This is a genomic window from Viridibacillus sp. NPDC093762 (assembly GCF_050279675.1).
GTDB lineage: Bacteria > Bacillota > Bacilli > Bacillales_A > Planococcaceae > Viridibacillus.
On record NZ_JBNNUK010000006.1, the window covers coordinates 179,006 to 198,366 of the forward strand.

Sequence of the window (19,361 nt, forward strand, 5' to 3'; positions counted from 1 at the left end):
GAACTCCTCTCAATCTTCGAGTAATTCTAATATACGTTCTAAATCATCAGCAGAGAAAAATTCAATTTCAATTTTCCCTTTGTTTTTTGATTCCTTAATTGTCACGTTCGTACCAAAATAATCTCGTAACTGTGACTCTTTTTCGGCAATAAAAATATCTTTTTTCACTTTCTTCTTTGTTTCACGTGAAACATTGTCATTCATAGATTGTACTAATGCCTCTAACTGTCGAACGTTTAAATGCTGGGTTAGCACTTTTTCAGTTACTTGTGATATTAATTTTCTTCTTTTCAATCCTAGCAATGCACGACCGTGTCCCATTGTGATTTTGCCTTCTGACAAAAGAGTTCGGACATCTTCCGGTAACGCTAACAATCGGATATGATTCGCGATATGTGGACGACTTTTCCCTAAACGTGATGCTAGCTGCTCCTGAGTTAAGTTTAAATTATCCATTAGATTTGTATAAGCTTCTGCTTCTTCAATTGGCGTTAAGTCCTCACGCTGTAAATTTTCAAGAATGGCAAACTCCATCATCTGTTGATCATCCATTTCTCGAACAACAACTGGAATTTCAGTTAACCCTGCAAGTTTAGAAGCTCTAAATCTTCTTTCACCTACGACAATTTCATAAAAATTTACTCGTTTTCGAGCAATTATCGGCTGTAATACTCCATGTTCTTTAATGGATAACGCCAATTCCTCGATTGCGGACTCATCAAAAATCTTCCGAGGCTGATATGGATTTGCACGTAAATCTGTTAATGCCAAATGCTCTACTGTTTCATTAGTCGATAAAGATTCACCTGGGAATAATGCGTTAATTCCCTTTCCTAGACCTTTAGCCATTTTTAATCACTTCCCTTGCAAGCTCTAAATATCCCTCTGCCCCACGCGATTTTGCATCATATACAATAATCGGTTCCCCGTGACTTGGCGCTTCACTTAAACGGACGTTCCGTGGAATAACTGTTTTAAACACTTTATCTTGGAAATACTTTTTCACTTCTTCAATTACTTGAAGACCCAAATTAGTACGTGCGTCGAGCATTGTTAATAAAACACCCTCAATTGTTAGCTGATGATTTAAATGCTTCTGTACTAATCGTACAGTTGATAATAGCTGACTTAATCCTTCTAAAGCGTAGTATTCACATTGTACAGGAATCAGAATTGAATCAGATGCTGTTAATGAATTAATTGTTAATAAACCAAGAGATGGAGGACAGTCAATTACGATGTAATCATAGTCGTTTTTTATATCTTCAATTGCATGTTTTAACCGTACTTCTCTTGAGATTGTTGATACTAGTTCTATTTCAGCTCCAGCTAACGCAATTGTAGCAGGTACTATATATAAATTTTTTACTTTTGTTTCTCGAATGACATCTTTAATTGGTTCGTCATCAATTAGCACATCATAAATACATTTATGTACTTCACCTTTGTTAACCCCAACTCCACTCGTTGCATTTCCTTGAGGGTCTGTATCAATCATTAATACTTTTTTACCTAAATGGGCGAGGCAAGCGCTAAGATTAACTGATGTTGTAGTTTTTCCTACGCCGCCTTTCTGGTTAGCGATTGCAATTGTTTTACCCACATGTGCACCTGCTTTCCAAAATCAATTTTATAAAAATAGGCAATATTAAATTAATTTGAATACCTAATTTTCATTCTATCAAAAAAATGTACAATAGGCTCTTATTATAAAAGAAAAATATATAAAAAACTCTTGTCCACAATACTAGACAAGAGTTTAAAATAGATGAAATTATGATTTCTTTTTCGGTATCTTCACAGTGATTTGATAAAACTCATCATGTTCTTCTTCTTCGGCTTCTACATTAATACCTGTTTTTGTGACCATCGTAAGTGATTGTCGAATCGTATTTAATGCGATTCGAATGTCTTTACTAATTGCTTTACGGGTTGGCTTGTTTTTCTTTGGCTTCTCAGCAGGATTTAGTATTTCATCAATTCTTTGCTCTAACTGTCGTACATTATAATCATTGTCGATTATTTCTTGTAACAACGCTAATTGCAATTCCTTGTCTTTGACAGGTACCAAAGCACGTGCATGACGTTCTGAAATTTCCCTTTTTAAAATAGCCATTTGGATTTCTTCAGGTAGCTTTAATAAGCGGATTTTATTAGCTATTGTTGACTGACCTTTACCAAGCCTCTGGGCAAGTGCTTCTTGTGTTAAACCATGAAGTTCTAATAATTTTAGGTAAGCCTGTGCTTCCTCAATTGATGTAAGTTCTTCACGTTGTAAGTTTTCAATTAATGCCACTGAAGCTGTTTCTTTGTCGTTCATTTCACGAACGATTGCGGGCACTTCTGTCCACTCTAGCATTTTCATCGCGCGATAACGACGCTCACCTGCAATTATTTCGTAATGACCTTCTTCCATTTTTCGAACGACGATTGGTTGTATTACACCGTGTGTACGGATTGTTCGTGCAAGCTCTTCAATCTTCGAATCATCGAAAATTGTACGTGGCTGATAACGATTCGGCTGGATCTCATCAATAAGGAGTTTGACAACCGATTCCGCACTTTCTACCTCATTTTTCGAGTCGTGTTCTACTTTCTCACCACTTCCAAAAAAACGTGAAAAAGTACTTTTCATCCCTTGGCACCACCTTTAACGATATTTCCAAGCATTCTCCATCTAATATCATAGGTAAAAGCCCGTTAGAAGGTGGAGAGAACTATATATATTTTGACTATCATTGTGCAATAAGTAAATTTTATACATATTAGTATAATTAATTTTGATAAAAAACGTAAGAACCCCTTTTATGTTTCACGTGGAACGAAACATTTATTGGATTGGCGATTTATTTGGTACGCCTGGCTTACGTGGATATTTTTTCGGTGTATTTTTTGTTTTATTAAAAATAAAAATAGAACGCTCACTATCTTCGATTGGTAATAAGAATGAATAGCTATCTATTAATTTAGCACCTAGTACTGTTAATGCTTTTTTTGCATCCTTCATCTCTTCATCACCACTTGCTGCTTTCATCGCAACAAAATGGCCGTTTGTTTTCACAAGCGGTATACATAACTCAGAAAGTACTGATAATCTAGCGACTGCGCGAGCTGTCACAAGATCAAATTGTTCTCTATATTTCGGATTTTGACCAAAATCCTCTGCACGTGAATGAACAAATTCCACATGATCTAAATGTAGCTGTTCACTTAAATGTGTTAAAAATTGAATACGTTTATTTAATGAATCTACAATTGTCACCTTTAAATGTGGGAAACAGATTTTAATTGGAATACTAGGAAAACCAGCACCTGCTCCTACATCACATATAGATTGTACTTTATTGAAATCCATATAAAAAGTAGCACTAATAGAGTCGTAGAAATGCTTTAAATAGACAGATGGCTGGTCAGTAATTGCAGTTAAGTTCATTTTCTCATTCCATTCAACTAATAGTTCAAAATAAGTATGAAATTGTTTTAACTGTCCCTCTGATAACTCAATTCCTTGTTCTTTTAAAGCCTGCACAAACTGTTCTTCGTTCATGATTTTCCCCTTCCATGTAGTGCCACCGTTGGTTTTGTCGTATTATTCGTTGCTTGCTAATTTCGCTATTCTACCTTGTTCAATATACACTAGTAAAATTGAAATGTCAGCAGGGTTTACACCTGAGATACGTGATGCCTGTGCAACAGATAGTGGTCTTACTTGTTTTAATTTTTGTTTTGCTTCAGTTGCAATCCCTGAAATTGCTTCATAATCAATGTTCTCTGGAATTTTTTTGTTTTCCATTTTTTTAAGCTTATCTACTTGTTGAAGTGCTTTTTCAATATAGCCTTCATATTTTACCTGAATTTCAATTTGCTCTTTTTCCTCTGTTGATAACTCGACAGGTGACTCAGTTAATGTTGACAATAATTCATACATCATTTCTGGTCGTTTTAATAGATCAGCTGCACGGATACCATCTTTTAATTCACTACTACCTAAATCACGTAATAAGCCTTGTGTTTTAGCATCTGGTTTTAAAATTGTATCACGAAGACGTTTAATTTCATTGTCTACTTTTTGACGTTTTCTATCAAATTTATCATAACGTTCTTGGGAAATTAAACCTGCTTCATAAGCTCGTTCAGATAAACGCATATCCGCATTGTCATGACGTAGTAATAATCGGTATTCTGCACGAGATGTTAATAGACGGTATGGTTCGTTTGTTCCTTTTGTTACAAGGTCATCGATTAACACACCTATATATGCATCTGCACGTCCTAGAATCATCTCTTCTTTACCAAGTGCTTTAGCAGCAGCGTTAATACCTGCCATTAGCCCTTGGCCAGCAGCCTCTTCATAACCTGAAGTACCGTTAATTTGACCAGCTGTATATAAATTAGCAATGCGTTTAGTTTCTAGCGTTGGCCATAATTGAGTTGGTACAATTGCATCGTATTCGATGGCGTAACCTGCTCTCATCATTTCTGCCTTTTCTAGACCTGGCACCGATTCCAACAGTTTACGTTGTACATGCTCTGGCAAGCTTGTTGATAACCCTTGAACATACACTTCACGTGTATCACGGCCTTCTGGTTCTAAAAATAATTGATGACGAGGCTTATCACTAAAACGAACAACCTTATCTTCAATCGATGGGCAATAACGTGGACCTGTACCTTTAATCATTCCTGAATACATTGGAGATAAATGAAGATTATCATTAATGATTTCATGTGTTTCTTCACTTGTATATGTCAGCCAACATGGTAATTGATCTGTAATATATTCAGTTGTTTCATAACTAAACGCACGAGGCTCTGTATCACCAGGCTGAATTTCAGTTTTACTGTAATCAATTGTTTTGCTGTTAACACGTGGTGGTGTACCTGTTTTAAAGCGTACTAACTCAAAACCAAGTTCTTTTAGATTATCCGCTAATTTAATAGATGGCTGTTGGTTATTTGGCCCACTTGAATACTTTAAGTCACCAATAATGATTTCACCACGTAAGAATGTACCCGTTGTAACAATAACTGTTTTTGCATGATAAACAGCACCAACTTGCGTAACGATACCTTTTACTTCACCATCTTCAACGATTAATTCATCTACCATTGCTTGGTGAATTGTAAGGTTTTCTTCGTCTTCTAGTAATTTTTTCATTTCTCGTTGGTAAAGTACTTTATCTGCTTGTGCGCGTAGAGCGCGTACTGCTGGACCTTTACCTGTATTTAACATACGCATTTGAATATGTGTTTTATCGATAATTTTACTCATCGCACCGCCTAATGCGTCAATTTCGCGTACGACAATCCCTTTAGCCGGACCACCTACTGATGGATTACATGGCATAAAGGCAATCATATCGAGATTGATTGTTAACATAAGTGTTTTTGCACCCATTCTTGATGCAGCATACGCAGCTTCTACACCTGCATGACCTGCTCCAATTACAATCACATCGAACGTGCCTGCTTCAAATTTTGTTGGCATGCTCGTTACTTCCTTTCTATATTTAAGTTTATTTCCCTAAACAAAATTGTGAAAATAGCTGATTGATTAGGCTTTCTTGCACGGTATCTCCAATAATTTCACCAAGAAGTTCCCATGTTCTAGTGACATCGATTTGAATCATATCGACAGGCACACCTGCATGAGCTGCTTCAATAGCATCCTTGATCGTTGAATGTGCTTGGTGTAATAAAGCGATATGGCGTGCATTTGATACATATGTCATATCTCCAGCTTCTAATGATCCTTCAAAGAATAATGCCGCAATTGCTTCCTCAAGCTCTGTGACACCTTCTTCTTTAAGTAAAGATGTTGTCACCACTTTGCGTTTGCCAGCTAATGCTTGTACACGAGCTAAATCAATTTGTTGTGACAAATCTGTTTTATTAACAACGACTATATAGTCCATATTTTGAATCGTTTCGAAAAGACGCTCATCTTCTTCAGTAAGTTCATCTCCATAGTTCACAACAAGAAGAATTAAATCTGCTTCTTTCAATACTTGCCTAGAGCGTTCAACACCTATGCGCTCAACTATATCCTCGGTCTCGCGAATACCTGCAGTATCTACCAAACGTAATGGAACACCTCTTACATTTACGTACTCTTCTATAATATCACGCGTTGTACCAGCAACGTCTGTAACGATTGCTTTATTTTCTTGTACAAGGCTATTTAATAGTGATGATTTGCCGACATTCGGACGACCTAGTATAACAGTTGAAAGGCCCTCACGCAAAATTTTGCCCTGAGAAGATGTTTGTAAAAGTTTCTCGATTTCCTTCATTACCCAATTAGACTTTTCGAGCATAAGTGGAATTGTCATCTCTTCTACATCGTCATATTCTGGATAATCTATGTTCACTTCTACTTGCGCTAGAGTTTCTAATAATGCTTGTCTAAGTTCACCTATTAATCTTGATAATTTCCCGTCCATTTGACCAAGCGCAACATTCATCGCACGGTCTGTTTTTGCACGAATCAGATCCATTACAGCTTCTGCTTGGGATAAATCGATTCGGCCATTTAAGAATGCTCTCTTTGTAAATTCACCAGGCTCAGCTAATCGTGCACCATTCTTCAATACTAATTGCAGTACTCGATTCACTGAAACAATTCCACCATGACAGTTAATTTCTACTACATCTTCACGTGTAAATGTTTTTGGCCCTTTCATCAGTGATAGCATTACTTCCTCTACTACCTCACCCGATTCAGGCTCCTTTAAATGTCCATAATGGATAGTATGTGACGGCTGTGTGGATAACTTTTTCCGATTCGGTGCATGAAACACACGATCTGCAATGGCAACAGCATCATCCCCACTCAAACGGACAATGGCAATTGCCCCTTCACCCATTGGCGTTGAGATAGCCGCAATTGTATCGAACTCCATAGATAATACCTCCTAAAAAATTAAAAATTATCCACATGTGGATAACCTAAAAACGAACTAACTCTCTAACATACAATAATAGCATAAAAGCTCGAAAAGTAGAATTGTGGACAACTTTTTTAAAATGTACAGGCGCCTCATTTAATCCCGGCAAGTATTGGCATCTTCTCTAGCGAAAGTATCTTTTCAACTTTCGCCCGAGAAGATGTAAGTGACCTTGAGGGATTGGCCACTGAAACTGGATATCTTACTTAAAATATTGCAGCGGTAGGTTCTAGTCCAGACAAGCACTGTAATTTAAGAATTAAAATTCATTAAAACTTTGATCTGGGAAAAGGGATTGATATCGAGGAGTTAACAACTGAAGCTAGACATATTATCTAAATGTGGATTACCTACCCCACATCCTGAGGACTCTCAATAATTTTTCATCTATTTAAATTCAACATTTCTCAAATAACTAAATTTATCCAGCAAAATAATCAAAAGCCCATCTCATTTAGAATGAGATGGGCTTTAACAAAATATTTCATTTATCGAATTGGTTCAATAACTAAATAGCGTTTGGTATCCGATCCAACGGAATACGTCTCGATATCAATTCGATTAGCAAGAATATGATGGATAATTTTTCGCTCATTCGAGGGCATTGGCTCTAACTCAATCTTTTTCCCTGTGTAAACAGCCTTGTCTGCCATACGATTAGCTAGCAGCTCCAATGATTCTTGGCGACGCTTGCGATAATTTTCTACATCTAATTTTACTAAGACAAACCGTTTTGCGTATTGATGCACAACTAATTGTGTCAATTCTTGAAGGGAGTTTAGCGTTTGGCCACGTTTACCTATTAGTAATGCCGCCTTCTTGCTTTCTAAACTAATATTAATGATTTTACCCTTTTCTTCAACACCGATAGTTAAGTCATGGACATCTAACTGCTTTGCTATATCTGTTAAATAAGTGACTGCATGCTCAATAGCAACTGTGTTATCATTACGTTTCTCATCTATTAATTCATTTTCTTCAACTTTCAAAGTTGATAGTTCTTGTAGGTTTTCATTTGTTGATTCTTGTATATTTTCTACTTCACTTTTCGAAATAAGCGCTACTGCCTCTGATGATTCTATTTCACTCAGTTCTACCATTGCCTGTTGCACAGATTGTTGCTCTTGATCGGATTTCTCAAGTTGTTTTTCAGTTACACGTACATTTGCTTTACGTGAACCAAAACCTAAAAAACCCTTTTTACCTTCTTGAAGTATTTCAATATCTACTTGCTCTCGGGTAAGGTCAAGCTCTTTTAACGCTATAGAGATCGCTTCTTCTACGGTTGCTCCTATTTGCGTAATCTGTTTCACTTTTTGGCCCCTCCTGTTTTTGCAGGTTTAGTTGTTTTGTTCCAAGGCTTATACATAACAAGATTTTGTATTAATGTAATAATATTACCAATTACCCAATAAAGCGATAAAGCGGCAGGTAAATTACTACCTAATCCCATAATCATAAATGGCATGATGTACATCATAATTCGCATTTGAGGATTATCCATCGCTGGGCCCGTACGTAGAACAATAAACTGCATGATACCTGCTAGAACAGCGAGTACAATACTCGGTTCTGCTAATGGGAACATGAAAAAGTCGCCCAAGTTAATTTCTGGTGTCGAGTTCATACGACTAATTGCGTGATAGAAACCAACTAGAATTGGCATTTGAATCAGCACAGGTAAGCATCCAGCTGCTGGATTAGCACCAGATTCACTCATTAATTTCATCATTTCTTCTTGATACTTTTTCTGAGTTACTGCATCTTTAGAGCTGTATTTCTCTTTTAACTTCGCCAATTTAGGCTGTAATTCTTGCATTTTCTTCGCACTTTTTGTCTGTTTAATCATTAACGGCAAAATAGCTAAGCGAATAATGATTGTTACACAAACTATCCCCCAAGCATACGTACCCAGTAATCCTTTAAATAGTGTTATGAAAGCTACGAATGGCCAAACGACATATTTGCTCCAAAAGCCCTCAGTGTCACTATATATTGGTTGGTTATATTCAGTACACCCAGTTAATAATAATGTTATTGAAGTAAGTGCGAGAATGATCCAAAGTTTTTTCTTCAATCTTCATCCCCCTAAAATAACTTTCATTTTCTATCAGCTATTTTATCACGCACATTCTATTACTCTCTACTACTTCTTTTTAAAACCTTCGCAATTTTTAAAACATGCTGTAAACTCTTTTTTGTTTCATGAAAATCTATAGTGGCCGCCGGATGTCTGGCGATGATCACGTATTCCATATCATTTCTCAAATCATCTTGTAATTCGAAGAAACTTTGACGGATATAACGTTTGATTTGATTTCTAGTGACTGCCTTACCTATTTTCTTATTAATGGATAGCCCAATGCGAAATTCTTCTTGTCCCTCATTTGGTAAACAATAGACAACAAATTGACGATTCGCAAATGACTTACCTTTACGAAATACTTTTTGAAAATCTTCATTCTTTTTAATTCTGCGGCGTTTTTTCATCTTTGCACCTGCTTATTCATTGTTCTTTCTTCTCTATAATGAAGGTTTCAATTACACTGATCGTTGATTCCCTCCAAAACGATAATTTTTTAAGATCTACCTCTTAAAGCATTGCAAAAGGAGTTGACCCTAATTATTTGGCCGTTTTGGAGAAAAACCAACAATGCTAAACACTAATTTCTCCATAAAGAAAAAAAGACCACTGATGTTGGTCAGTGGACTTATGCTGATAATACTTTTCTTCCTTTACGACGACGTGCAGCAAGTACTCTACGACCATTTTTAGAACTCATACGTGCGCGGAAGCCATGTACTTTACTATGTTTACGTTTTTTCGGTTGGTATGTGCGTTTCATTTATATGACACCTCCTGGAAAGTCTATTATAAAAAATACTACAGACAGTCTTGCATATTATATATAAATTCCGGTCATTCTGTCAATGCTTATTTAGAAAATACATTTTACCGCGATCCAGTTAGTGGAGTTTTTTTTCTAGTTAGTTATCCACAATCTACTATCAAAATCTCAAAAACTAGTGTGGACACTTTTATACTCCTTTAAAATTATCCACAAGACTTATAGACAAGTTCTACACAAATCCACCCATTGTGGATAAATTCGTTGTGCATATTTATGCAATTTGTGGACAACTTCTAAAACGTCTTGAATTACATGGTTTTTTTTGATAAGATTATTGTGTTTTACTCTGTAAATAAATTTGTGTATACAAAATGTTATCCACAATTGTTGATAATGTGTGGATAGCTTTATCCACTAGCTAAGAATAACATTTATCCACAACTTGTTTTTATTGTGAGTATCTATCGTGTATAGTTCATTTATAAACATATTTTAACCGCATTTATAACCAAATATTCAATAGAGATATTCATGTAAAGGAGAAAGAAGCTTGGAACATTTAGAAGAGTTATGGGACAAAGTGCTCTCACAAGTTAAACAAAAAATCTCAAAACCAAGCTTTGAAACTTGGCTTAAATCCACGAAGCTACTTTCTTACAAAGGTGATACCGTAACTATTGCAGCGCCAAATTCATTTGGGCGTGAATGGTTGGAAAATCACTATGTACAGCTAATTGCTTCTATTTTGGCAGAATTAACAGGAAAAGATTTGCATATCCGTTTTGTAGTTCAACAAGATCCAGGCTTTGATGATTTTGATATTCCATCGCCACGTGTCCAAGAAAAACAAGATGATCGTCCAGATTTCTCCCCTGGTATGCTGAATTTAAAAAACACATTTGATACATTCGTTATTGGGTCTGGTAACCGCTTTGCACATGCCGCTTCGCTAGCTGTTGCAGAAGCACCAGCAAAAGCATATAACCCATTATTTATATATGGGGGAGTAGGTTTAGGAAAAACCCATTTAATGCACGCAATTGGCCACTATGTATTGGAACATAACCCTAATGCTAAGGTGGTTTATTTGTCATCTGAAAAATTTACAAATGAGTTCATTAACTCTATCCGCGACAACAAAGCTGTAGAATTCCGTAATAAATATCGTAGTGTAGATGTCCTACTAATTGATGATATTCAATTCTTAGCTGGAAAAGAATCAACTCAAGAAGAATTTTTCCATACTTTTAATACTTTGCACGAGGAATCGAAGCAAATAGTTATTTCTAGTGATCGACCCCCAAAGGAGATTCCAACTTTGGAAGACCGCTTACGCTCACGCTTTGAATGGGGTCTAATAACAGATATTGCACCACCTGATTTAGAAACGAGAATTGCAATATTACGAAAAAAGGCAAAGGCCGATGGATTAGATATTCCAAATGAGGTTATGCTATATATTGCAAACCAGATTGACTCTAATATTCGTGAATTAGAAGGTGCTTTAATCCGCGTAGTTGCTTACTCATCGCTTGTGAATCAAGATATTACGGCTGAATTAGCTGCACAAGCATTAAAGGATATTATTCCAAACTCCGTACCTAGAATGGTAACGATTTTAGATATCCAAAAGGCTGTTGGAGAACACTTCCATGTAAAATTAGAAGATTTTACTGCGAAAAAACGTACAAAATCAATTGCATTTCCACGTCAAATCGCTATGTATTTATCGCGCGAGTTAACCGATTTTTCATTACCTAAAATTGGTGAAGAATTTGGTGGTCGTGATCATACAACGGTCATCCATGCACATGAGAAGATTTCAACCATGTTTAAAGAAGATCAGAAATTGCAACAAGATATTAAACAGATAAAAAGTATGCTAGGTAAGTAAAAACCTGTGGATAACTTGGAAAATTAACAACATACTTATACACAGCCTGTCTACACCCGGATAGGCTGATTTTATTCGTTAAATTGGACTTATCCACAAATCCACAGGCCCTACTACTATATCTATTAATCTTTTAATAAATAATAATATATATAAGTGAGGTATAATTTTATGAAATTTGATATCATGCGAGATCGTTTATTAGATGGACTAAATGATGTCATGAAGGCAGTTAGTTCAAAAACAACAATCCCTATTTTGACAGGGATAAAAATTGATGTTAGCGAAGAAGGAATGCGTTTAACTGGTAGTGATGCAGATATTACGATTCAAACGTATATACCTGTTGAAGAAAATGGCGAACAATTAATCAATGTTGAAAAACCAGGTTCAATTGTGTTGCAAGCAAAAATGTTCAATGAGATCGTTCGTAAGCTACCTACTAATGACGTTGAATTTGAAGTATCAGAGAAATTCCAAACACGTATCCGTTCAGGTAAATCCGATTTTCACTTAATTGGTTTAGATTCAACTGAATATCCTTTATTACCAGAGTTGAGTGAAGACAATCAATTTACTATTCCTGCTGATTTATTAAAATCAATTATTCGCGAAACAGTATTTGCAGTATCAACAAGTGAAAGTCGTCCAGTTTTAACAGGTGTTCATTGGCAAATTAAAGACGGGGAACTTGTATGTGTTGCAACTGATAGCCATCGTCTTGCTCGTCGTAAAGTCACTTTAGAACATTTACCAAGCGAACAATCTAGTGTTGTTGTACCTGGAAAGAGTTTGACTGAATTAAGTAAAATATTGAACGATGCAACTACTCCTGTAGATATTGTTATGACAAACCAACAAGTTTTATTCAAAACAAATGATGTTTTATTCTTCTCACGCTTACTAGAAGGGAATTATCCTGATACATCTCGACTAATTCCTGAAGAATATAAAACTGATGTGACTGTAAATGGTCGCTCTTTACTTCAAGCCATTGACCGTGCTTCTTTACTTGCACGTGAAGATCGTAACAATGTAGTACGTTTTACAACTATGCAAGATGACACGATTGAAATTTCTTCTAATTCACCTGAGGTAGGAAAAGTGGAAGAACAAATTCAAGTCAGTTCACTTGTAGGGGAAGAATTGAAAATTTCTTTCAGCGCAAAATATATGATGGATGCATTAAAGGCAATTGATGGACAAGATGTTGTCATTCAATTTACAGGTGCTATGAGACCATTCATTATTCGCTCAGTACATGACGATGCTATATTACAATTGATTTTGCCTGTTCGTACTTACTAAAAATAACTATTTCAATATAACAATGAGTGTGAATTATTTCCCAAGATCATTTATGACCTGGTCATAAATGACTGGTTTTACTAAAGGATAGTCATTTCGATGACTATCCTTTTTACTTATGAACAAAAGTTCGGTAAAATATAGGGATAGAGAAAATTAGAAGAGGATGAAATTAACTGTGAATGAAATTGCTATTGATACTGAATTTGTAACGCTTGGCCAATTATTAAAAATAACGGATGCTATTAGCTCAGGTGGAATGGCTAAATGGTTCTTGCAAGAGAATGATGTCTATGTAAACGGGGAAGTAGATAACCGCCGTGGACGTAAATTATATGTTGGCGATACTGTGAACATTCCTGGAACAGGGAGATTTCAGATAACTGGTCCAACGAACGGAGAATAACATGTATATAGATCGGTTAAAGCTGACGAATTACCGTAATTATGAATCGTTAGACTTGTCATTTTCCCCGAAGATTAATGTTTTTTTAGGAGAAAATGCACAGGGGAAAACAAATGTTATGGAATCTATATATGTTTTATCTATGGCAAAATCGCATCGTACTTCGAATGAGAAAGAATTGATACGATGGAGCGAAGATTATGGTAAAATAGAAGGTGACGTTCAAAAAAAGTATGGTCATCTACCTTTGGAATTAACTCTTTCGAAAAAAGGAAAAAAAGCAAGGGTTAACCATTTAGAACAAAGCCGTTTAAGTGATTATATTGGACAGATGAATGTCGTGATGTTTGCCCCGGAAGATTTAACTGTAGTAAAAGGCAGTCCCCAAATCAGAAGACGTTTTCTCGATATGGAAATCGGGCAAATTTCTCCAGTATATTTACATGATTTATTAACATTTCAAAAGCTATTAAAGCAACGAAATCATTTATTGAAAAAAAACCAAGGAAAATCGGCATTGCAAGATGTAATGTTTGATGTATATACCGAACAATATATTCAAGCTGCAGTAAAAGTTATTCATAAAAGATTTCAATTTATGGATTTACTTCAGGAGTGGGCAGAACCAATTCATTTTGGTATCTCTCGAAATTTAGAGAGATTACAAATTCGATATCGTCCAGTAAACGGTATAAATCCGGATTGGACAATTGCCGAAATGGCGAATTTCTTGGAGAAGAAGCTACAAGATGCCTTGCCTCGTGAGCTTGAACGAGGTGTCACATTAATTGGGCCACACAGAGATGATTTGCAGTTCCTTGTAAATGACTATGATGTACAAACGTATGGATCTCAAGGTCAGCAACGTACGACGGCTCTATCACTCAAATTAGCTGAAATTGAACTTATTAAACAAGAAGTTGGGGAAGCGCCAATTTTGTTACTAGATGATGTTCTTTCAGAGTTAGATGATTACCGTCAGTCACACTTACTGAATACTATTCAAGGTGAAGTTCAGACCTTTGTGACAACAACAAGTGTTGAAGGAATTGACCATGATACAATACGAGAAGCCGCAATGTTTCATGTGAAACAAGGTTCTGTTGAAGTAGAAGAAACCTAGTATTAGTACAGGTCAGTGGTTAGTAAAATAATTTAAAACGCATACTGATGTCATGAAAGAGTAGGTGGAACAAATGGCAATGGAAGAAAATAAACAGCCTGCTGCATATGATGCAGATCAGATACAAGTATTAGAAGGTTTAGAAGCAGTTCGTAAACGTCCGGGTATGTATATTGGTACGACGAGTTCTAAAGGTCTTCACCATTTGGTGTGGGAAATTGTAGATAACAGTATTGATGAAGCTTTAGCTGGATATTGTAATGAAATTAAAGTAACAATCGAAAAAGATAACTGGATCCGTGTCGACGATAACGGTCGTGGTATTCCTGTAAGTAATCAAGAAAAAATGGGGAAACCGGCTGTTGAGGTTATTATGACAGTGTTACATGCCGGAGGTAAATTTGGCGGTGGCGGATACAAAGTATCTGGTGGTCTACATGGTGTTGGTGCATCTGTAGTAAACGCATTATCAGTTTCAACTGAAGTGTATGTAAAACGCGATGGTCATATACATTTCTTAAGTTTTAGTCGCGGTCAAACAGATCAACCACTTCAAATTATTGGCGATGCTGAAGAAACAGGAACAACAACACGCTTTAAAGCGGATCCTGAAATTTTCAAAGAAACAACAGTTTATGAGTTTGATATATTAGCTCACCGTATTCGTGAACTAGCTTACTTAAATCGTGGTATTAGTATTACGATAGCAGATGAACGTGGTGAAGAAGTACGTTCAAATACATACCACTATGAAGGTGGTATTAAATCGTATGTTGAACATATTAACGAAAAGAAAGAACCTCTTCATGAAGCAATTGATTTAAAGGGCGAAAAAGATGGTATTTCGGTTGAAATTGCTATGCAGTATAATGCTGGATTTGCCTCTAATATTTTCTCGTTTGCTAATAATATCAATACGTATGAAGGCGGTACGCATGAATCTGGATTTAAAACAGCTTTAACGCGAGTTATTAACGATTATGCGCGTAAAAATAATTTAATTAAAGATGCCGATGCGAATCTGTCAGGTGAAGATGTACGCGAAGGTTTAGTTGCTATCGTATCGATTAAACACCCCGATCCGCAGTTTGAAGGGCAAACGAAAACAAAGTTAGGTAACTCTGAAGTAAGTACAATTACAAACTCATTGTTCTCAGAACGCTTTGAGCGATTTTTATTAGAAAATCCTGCTGTTTCTAGAACAATCATTGATAAAGGTTTGATGGCAGCTAGAGCACGCGTTGCAGCTAAAAAGGCACGTGAGTTTACTCGTCGTAAATCCGCTTTAGAAGTTTCTAGCTTACCAGGTAAATTAGCTGACTGTTCTTCTCGTCATCCTGATGAGAGTGAAATTTACATCGTAGAGGGTGACTCTGCCGGTGGTTCAGCTAAATCAGGTCGTGATCGTCATTTCCAGGCAATATTACCTTTGCGTGGTAAAATTTTAAACGTTGAAAAAGCACGTCTTGACAGAATCCTATCCAATGCTGAAATTCGAGCAATGATTACAGCAATTGGTACAGGTATTGGTGAAGATTTCGAACTCAAAAAAGCACGTTATCATAAAATTGTTATCATGACCGATGCAGACGTAGATGGAGCACATATTCGAACTCTATTATTAACATTCTTTTTCCGATTCCTGCGACCGATAATCGAAGCAGGATATATCTATATTGCACAGCCCCCTTTGTATCAAGTAAAACAAGGGAAACATATTGAATATTGCTATAGCGATGAAGAACTTCAAGAAATTTTAGAGCGTCTCCCAAAATTACCAAAGCCGGGCATTCAGCGTTATAAAGGCCTTGGTGAAATGAATGCAGAGCAATTATGGGATACGACAATGGATCCAGAACATCGTACATTACTGCAAGTTGAACTAGATGACGCAATAGAAGCAGACCGCATATTTGAACAATTGATGGGAGACGAAGTAGAACCACGTCGTCAATTTATCGAGGAAAATGCTGTTTACGTGAAAAATCTAGATATTTAACGAGCTAATGAAGGGAGGTAAGCACTTTGTCAGAAATTAATAATCCTGGTGTTAAGGGGATTAACATAAGTAAAGAAATTAAGACTTCGTTTTTAAGTTATGCAATGAGTGTTATCGTCTCTCGTGCTTTACCTGATGTCCGCGATGGTTTAAAACCAGTACATCGTCGTATCTTGTACGGTATGCAAGAGTTAGGTAGTACTTCCGATAAGCCATATAAAAAATCAGCACGTATCGTTGGTGACGTAATGGGGAAGTATCATCCTCATGGTGACTCATCTATTTATGATGCAATGGTACGTATGGCGCAAGATTTTAGCTATCGTTATATGTTAGTTGATGGTCATGGTAACTTCGGTTCTGTCGATGGTGATGGAGCTGCTGCCATGCGTTATACGGAATCCCGTATGTCTAAAATTGCAATGGAAATGCTGCGCGATATTAATAAAGACACGATCGATTACCAAGATAACTATGATGGTAATGAAAGAGAGCCAATCGTGTTACCGGCACGTTATCCAAACTTGCTTGTCAACGGCGCTTCAGGTATTGCTGTTGGTATGGCTACTAATATTCCTCCTCATCAATTAGGTGAGGTTATTGATGGTGTTTTAGCAATTTCTGATAATCCAGCAATTACAACGGAAGAATTAATGGAAATTATTCCAGGACCAGACTTCCCTACAGGTGGTACAATTCTAGGCCGAAGCGGAATACGTCGTGCTTATGAAACTGGCCGTGGTTCTATTATTATTCGTGCTAAAGTTGAAATAGAACAAAAATCGAATGGTAAAGATACAATTGTTATTCACGAACTTCCTTACCAAGTAAATAAAGCAAAATTAATCGAAAAAATTGCTGAGTTAGTACGAGACAAAAAAATCGATGGTATTACAAATATTAACGATGAGTCTGACCGTAAGGGTATGCGTGTAGCTATTGATATTCGCAAAGATGCAAACTCTAATGTTGTATTGAATAACTTATATAAACAAACAGCGATGCAATCAAGCTTTGGTATTAACATGCTTGCGTTAGTAGATGGACAACCAAAAGTTTTAAGTTTGAAAGAATCTCTTTATCATTATTTAGAACATCAAAAAGTAGTAATTCGCAGACGTACGCAATTCGAATTGAAAAAAGCTGAAGACCGTGCACATATTTTAGAAGGTTTACGTATTGCACTAGATCATATTGATGAGATTATTCACTTAATCCGCAGTTCACAAACAGGTGACGAAGCAAAAAGTGGCTTAATGGACAAATTCAGCCTAAGTGAACGTCAAGCACAAGCGATTTTAGATATGCGTTTACAACGCTTAACAGGTTTAGAACGTGAGAAAATCGAAGGTGAATATCAAGAATTACAAGCTTTAATTGCTAAATTACGTGAAATCCTTGCGGACGAAGGTAAAATTCGCCAAATTATTCATGAAGAATTGCTTGAGGTAAAAGAACGTTTCAATGATAAACGTCGTACTGAAATCACTGCTGGCGGTATGGAAATGATTGAAGACGAAGATTTAATTCCCCGTGAGAATTCAGTTATTACCCTTACGCACAACGGCTATATCAAACGTTTACCTGCGAACACTTATCGTAGTCAAAAACGTGGAGGTCGTGGTGTTCAAGGGATGGGTACAAACGATGATGACTTTGTTGAACACCTAATGAATACATCTACGCATGATACAATTGTATTCTTTACATCTAAAGGTAAGGCATTCCGTGCAAAAGGCTATGAAATCCCTGAATACGGTCGCACAGCCAAAGGTTTACCAATTGTTAATTTATTAAGCGTTGATAAGGATGAACAAGTAACAGCAATGATACGTGTTCCTTCGTTTGAAGATGATGCTTACTTTATCTTCACTACGCGTACTGGTGTAACGAAGCGTACTCCAGTATCATACTTTGCTAATATTCGTAACAATGGTTTAATAGCTATTTCTCTACGTGAAGATGATGAATTAATTTCTGTTCGTCTTACAGACGGGGAAAAAGAAATCATCATTGGTACACGTAATGGTATGCTTGTACGATTTAATGAAGAAGACATTCGATCAATGGGGCGTACAGCTGCAGGGGTTCGTGGTATCCGTTTAAAAGATGATGACTATGTTGTCGGAATGGAAATGATTGAGCCAGGACAAGAAATTTTAGTTGTAACAGAAAAAGGTTACGGGAAACGTACGCCAGAAGAAGAATATAGAATTCAAACTCGTGGTGGCGTTGGTATTAAAACTTGCCAAATTACAGATAAGAACGGTCCTTTATCTGCTGTGAAAACAGTGGATGGTTCAGAGGACTTAATGCTTATTACAATTAACGGTATGTTGATTCGTATGGATATTAATGATATCTCTGTAACAGGACGTAGCACGCAAGGTGTCCGTCTAATTCGTCTAGGTGATGAAGAGCTTGTTGCAACAGTTGCAAAAGTTGCAAAAGAAGATGAAGAATTAGATGAAAGCGAAGAATCTGTTGAATTAGAAGAAACATCAGTAGAAGGAACTGATGCAGATTCTGAACCAACAGATGCAGAATAATTTTATTTATTAATATGAAGAACCTCGATTAAGACTTATCGAGGTTCTTTTTTTATTATTATTTTCATAACTTTAATAGACGTAGTGTAATAAAGAAAGGAAATTAACTGTAATTTACCTGGCTTTAGGAATGAGCAAAGGATGAGGTGACGTGACGAACAAAGAAACCCAATATTATAGTGTTTTTTAGGAAACTTCATTTATAATTCTGTAAAAAACGACAAAAAATGATTTCACTATGGGAATAAATAAAATACTATAGAAAGTAATATATTATATTTAA

Annotated in this window: 16 protein-coding genes; 6 read left to right on the forward strand and 10 right to left on the reverse strand. The window is 36.3% G+C overall.

The window, feature by feature from the left end; genetic code table 11:
- Positions 1–9: 9 nt before the first annotated feature.
- From ACQKM9_RS10390 to rpmH, 10 genes are all read right to left on the reverse strand, one after another.
- Positions 10–849 carry a ParB/RepB/Spo0J family partition protein gene (locus ACQKM9_RS10390; RefSeq protein WP_427734285.1) on the reverse strand — a complete coding sequence of 280 codons (840 nt, stop codon included), beginning with the start codon at positions 847–849 and terminating at the stop codon, positions 10–12.
- Positions 842–1,603, reverse strand: a complete 762-nt coding sequence (locus tag ACQKM9_RS10395; RefSeq protein ID WP_427734286.1) for a ParA family protein — start codon at positions 1,601–1,603, stop codon at positions 842–844. Before ACQKM9_RS10395 ends, ACQKM9_RS10390 begins: the two co-directional genes overlap by 8 nt.
- Positions 1,604–1,774: 171 nt before the next feature.
- On the reverse strand, positions 1,775–2,635 hold the full coding sequence (noc, locus tag ACQKM9_RS10400) for a nucleoid occlusion protein (protein WP_053418420.1): 861 nt from the start codon (positions 2,633–2,635) through the stop codon (positions 1,775–1,777).
- 195 nt (positions 2,636–2,830) lie between these two features.
- Entirely contained in the window at positions 2,831–3,547 is a 717-nt protein-coding gene (rsmG, locus tag ACQKM9_RS10405) for a 16S rRNA (guanine(527)-N(7))-methyltransferase RsmG (protein WP_427734287.1), read from the reverse strand.
- A 42-nt stretch (positions 3,548–3,589) separates the two neighbouring features.
- Positions 3,590–5,488: a tRNA uridine-5-carboxymethylaminomethyl(34) synthesis enzyme MnmG gene (gene mnmG / locus ACQKM9_RS10410; protein WP_427734288.1), complete on the reverse strand. Its 1,899-nt coding sequence runs from the start codon at positions 5,486–5,488 to the stop codon at positions 3,590–3,592.
- 28 nt (positions 5,489–5,516) lie between these two features.
- Positions 5,517–6,902: a tRNA uridine-5-carboxymethylaminomethyl(34) synthesis GTPase MnmE gene (gene mnmE / locus ACQKM9_RS10415; RefSeq protein WP_427734289.1), complete on the reverse strand. Its 1,386-nt coding sequence runs from the start codon at positions 6,900–6,902 to the stop codon at positions 5,517–5,519.
- Positions 6,903–7,435: 533 nt separating this feature from the next.
- Positions 7,436–8,260 carry an RNA-binding cell elongation regulator Jag/EloR gene (gene jag, locus ACQKM9_RS10420; RefSeq protein WP_427734290.1) on the reverse strand — a complete coding sequence of 275 codons (825 nt, stop codon included), beginning with the start codon at positions 8,258–8,260 and terminating at the stop codon, positions 7,436–7,438.
- Positions 8,257–9,024: a membrane protein insertase YidC gene (gene yidC / locus ACQKM9_RS10425; protein ID WP_427734291.1), complete on the reverse strand. Its 768-nt coding sequence runs from the start codon at positions 9,022–9,024 to the stop codon at positions 8,257–8,259. The genes jag and yidC overlap by 4 nt, the downstream gene beginning before the upstream one ends.
- A 59-nt stretch (positions 9,025–9,083) precedes the next feature.
- The gene (rnpA, locus tag ACQKM9_RS10430) at positions 9,084–9,437 is read right to left on the reverse strand and encodes a ribonuclease P protein component (protein ID WP_427734292.1); all 354 of its coding nucleotides are present in this window, start codon (positions 9,435–9,437) and stop codon (positions 9,084–9,086) included.
- Between the two features lie 221 nt (positions 9,438–9,658).
- Positions 9,659–9,793, reverse strand: a complete 135-nt coding sequence (gene rpmH, locus ACQKM9_RS10435; RefSeq protein WP_036200974.1) for a 50S ribosomal protein L34 — start codon at positions 9,791–9,793, stop codon at positions 9,659–9,661.
- A 556-nt stretch (positions 9,794–10,349) separates the two neighbouring features.
- Between rpmH and dnaA the strand changes: the two genes are divergently transcribed.
- The 6 genes from dnaA (at position 10,350) to gyrA (ending at position 19,078) form a co-directional block, all read left to right on the forward strand.
- The gene (gene dnaA, locus ACQKM9_RS10440) at positions 10,350–11,693 is read left to right on the forward strand and encodes a chromosomal replication initiator protein DnaA (protein WP_038178759.1); all 1,344 of its coding nucleotides are present in this window, start codon (positions 10,350–10,352) and stop codon (positions 11,691–11,693) included.
- A 171-nt stretch (positions 11,694–11,864) separates the two neighbouring features.
- A complete protein-coding gene (gene dnaN, locus ACQKM9_RS10445) occupies positions 11,865–13,001 on the forward strand; it encodes a DNA polymerase III subunit beta (RefSeq protein WP_427734293.1) in 1,137 nt (378 codons plus the stop codon).
- A 178-nt stretch (positions 13,002–13,179) separates the two neighbouring features.
- Positions 13,180–13,407, forward strand: coding sequence for a S4 domain-containing protein YaaA (gene yaaA / locus ACQKM9_RS10450; RefSeq protein WP_038179148.1), 228 nt, complete (start codon positions 13,180–13,182; stop codon positions 13,405–13,407).
- A gap of 1 nt (position 13,408) precedes the next feature.
- On the forward strand, positions 13,409–14,530 hold the full coding sequence (recF, locus tag ACQKM9_RS10455; protein ID WP_427734294.1) for a DNA replication/repair protein RecF: 1,122 nt from the start codon (positions 13,409–13,411) through the stop codon (positions 14,528–14,530).
- A 73-nt stretch (positions 14,531–14,603) separates the two neighbouring features.
- Complete coding sequence (gyrB, locus tag ACQKM9_RS10460) at positions 14,604–16,529, forward strand: DNA topoisomerase (ATP-hydrolyzing) subunit B (protein ID WP_427734295.1); 1,926 nt, start codon at positions 14,604–14,606, stop codon at positions 16,527–16,529.
- 26 nt (positions 16,530–16,555) lie between these two features.
- Positions 16,556–19,078, forward strand: a complete 2,523-nt coding sequence (gyrA, locus tag ACQKM9_RS10465; protein ID WP_427734296.1) for a DNA gyrase subunit A — start codon at positions 16,556–16,558, stop codon at positions 19,076–19,078.
- The last annotated feature ends 283 nt before the right edge of the window (positions 19,079–19,361 follow it).

What these genes read in the sequence shown, in the direction of transcription:
- gyrB (WP_427734295.1), top strand. Translation starts at nt 14,604, where the DNA reads ATGGCAATGGAAGAAAATAAACAGCCTGCTGCATATGATGCAGATCAG.
- ACQKM9_RS10390 (WP_427734285.1), bottom strand. Translation starts at nt 849, where the DNA reads ATGGCTAAAGGTCTAGGAAAGGGAATTAACGCATTATTCCCAGGTGAA.
- rpmH (WP_036200974.1), bottom strand. Translation starts at nt 9,793, where the DNA reads ATGAAACGCACATACCAACCGAAAAAACGTAAACATAGTAAAGTACAT.
- recF (WP_427734294.1), top strand. Translation starts at nt 13,409, where the DNA reads ATGTATATAGATCGGTTAAAGCTGACGAATTACCGTAATTATGAATCG.
- rnpA (WP_427734292.1), bottom strand. Translation starts at nt 9,437, where the DNA reads ATGAAAAAACGCCGCAGAATTAAAAAGAATGAAGATTTTCAAAAAGTA.
- noc (WP_053418420.1), bottom strand. Translation starts at nt 2,635, where the DNA reads ATGAAAAGTACTTTTTCACGTTTTTTTGGAAGTGGTGAGAAAGTAGAA.
- mnmE (WP_427734289.1), bottom strand. Translation starts at nt 6,902, where the DNA reads ATGGAGTTCGATACAATTGCGGCTATCTCAACGCCAATGGGTGAAGGG.
- dnaN (WP_427734293.1), top strand. Translation starts at nt 11,865, where the DNA reads ATGAAATTTGATATCATGCGAGATCGTTTATTAGATGGACTAAATGAT.
- rsmG (WP_427734287.1), bottom strand. Translation starts at nt 3,547, where the DNA reads ATGAACGAAGAACAGTTTGTGCAGGCTTTAAAAGAACAAGGAATTGAG.
- mnmG (WP_427734288.1), bottom strand. Translation starts at nt 5,488, where the DNA reads ATGCCAACAAAATTTGAAGCAGGCACGTTCGATGTGATTGTAATTGGA.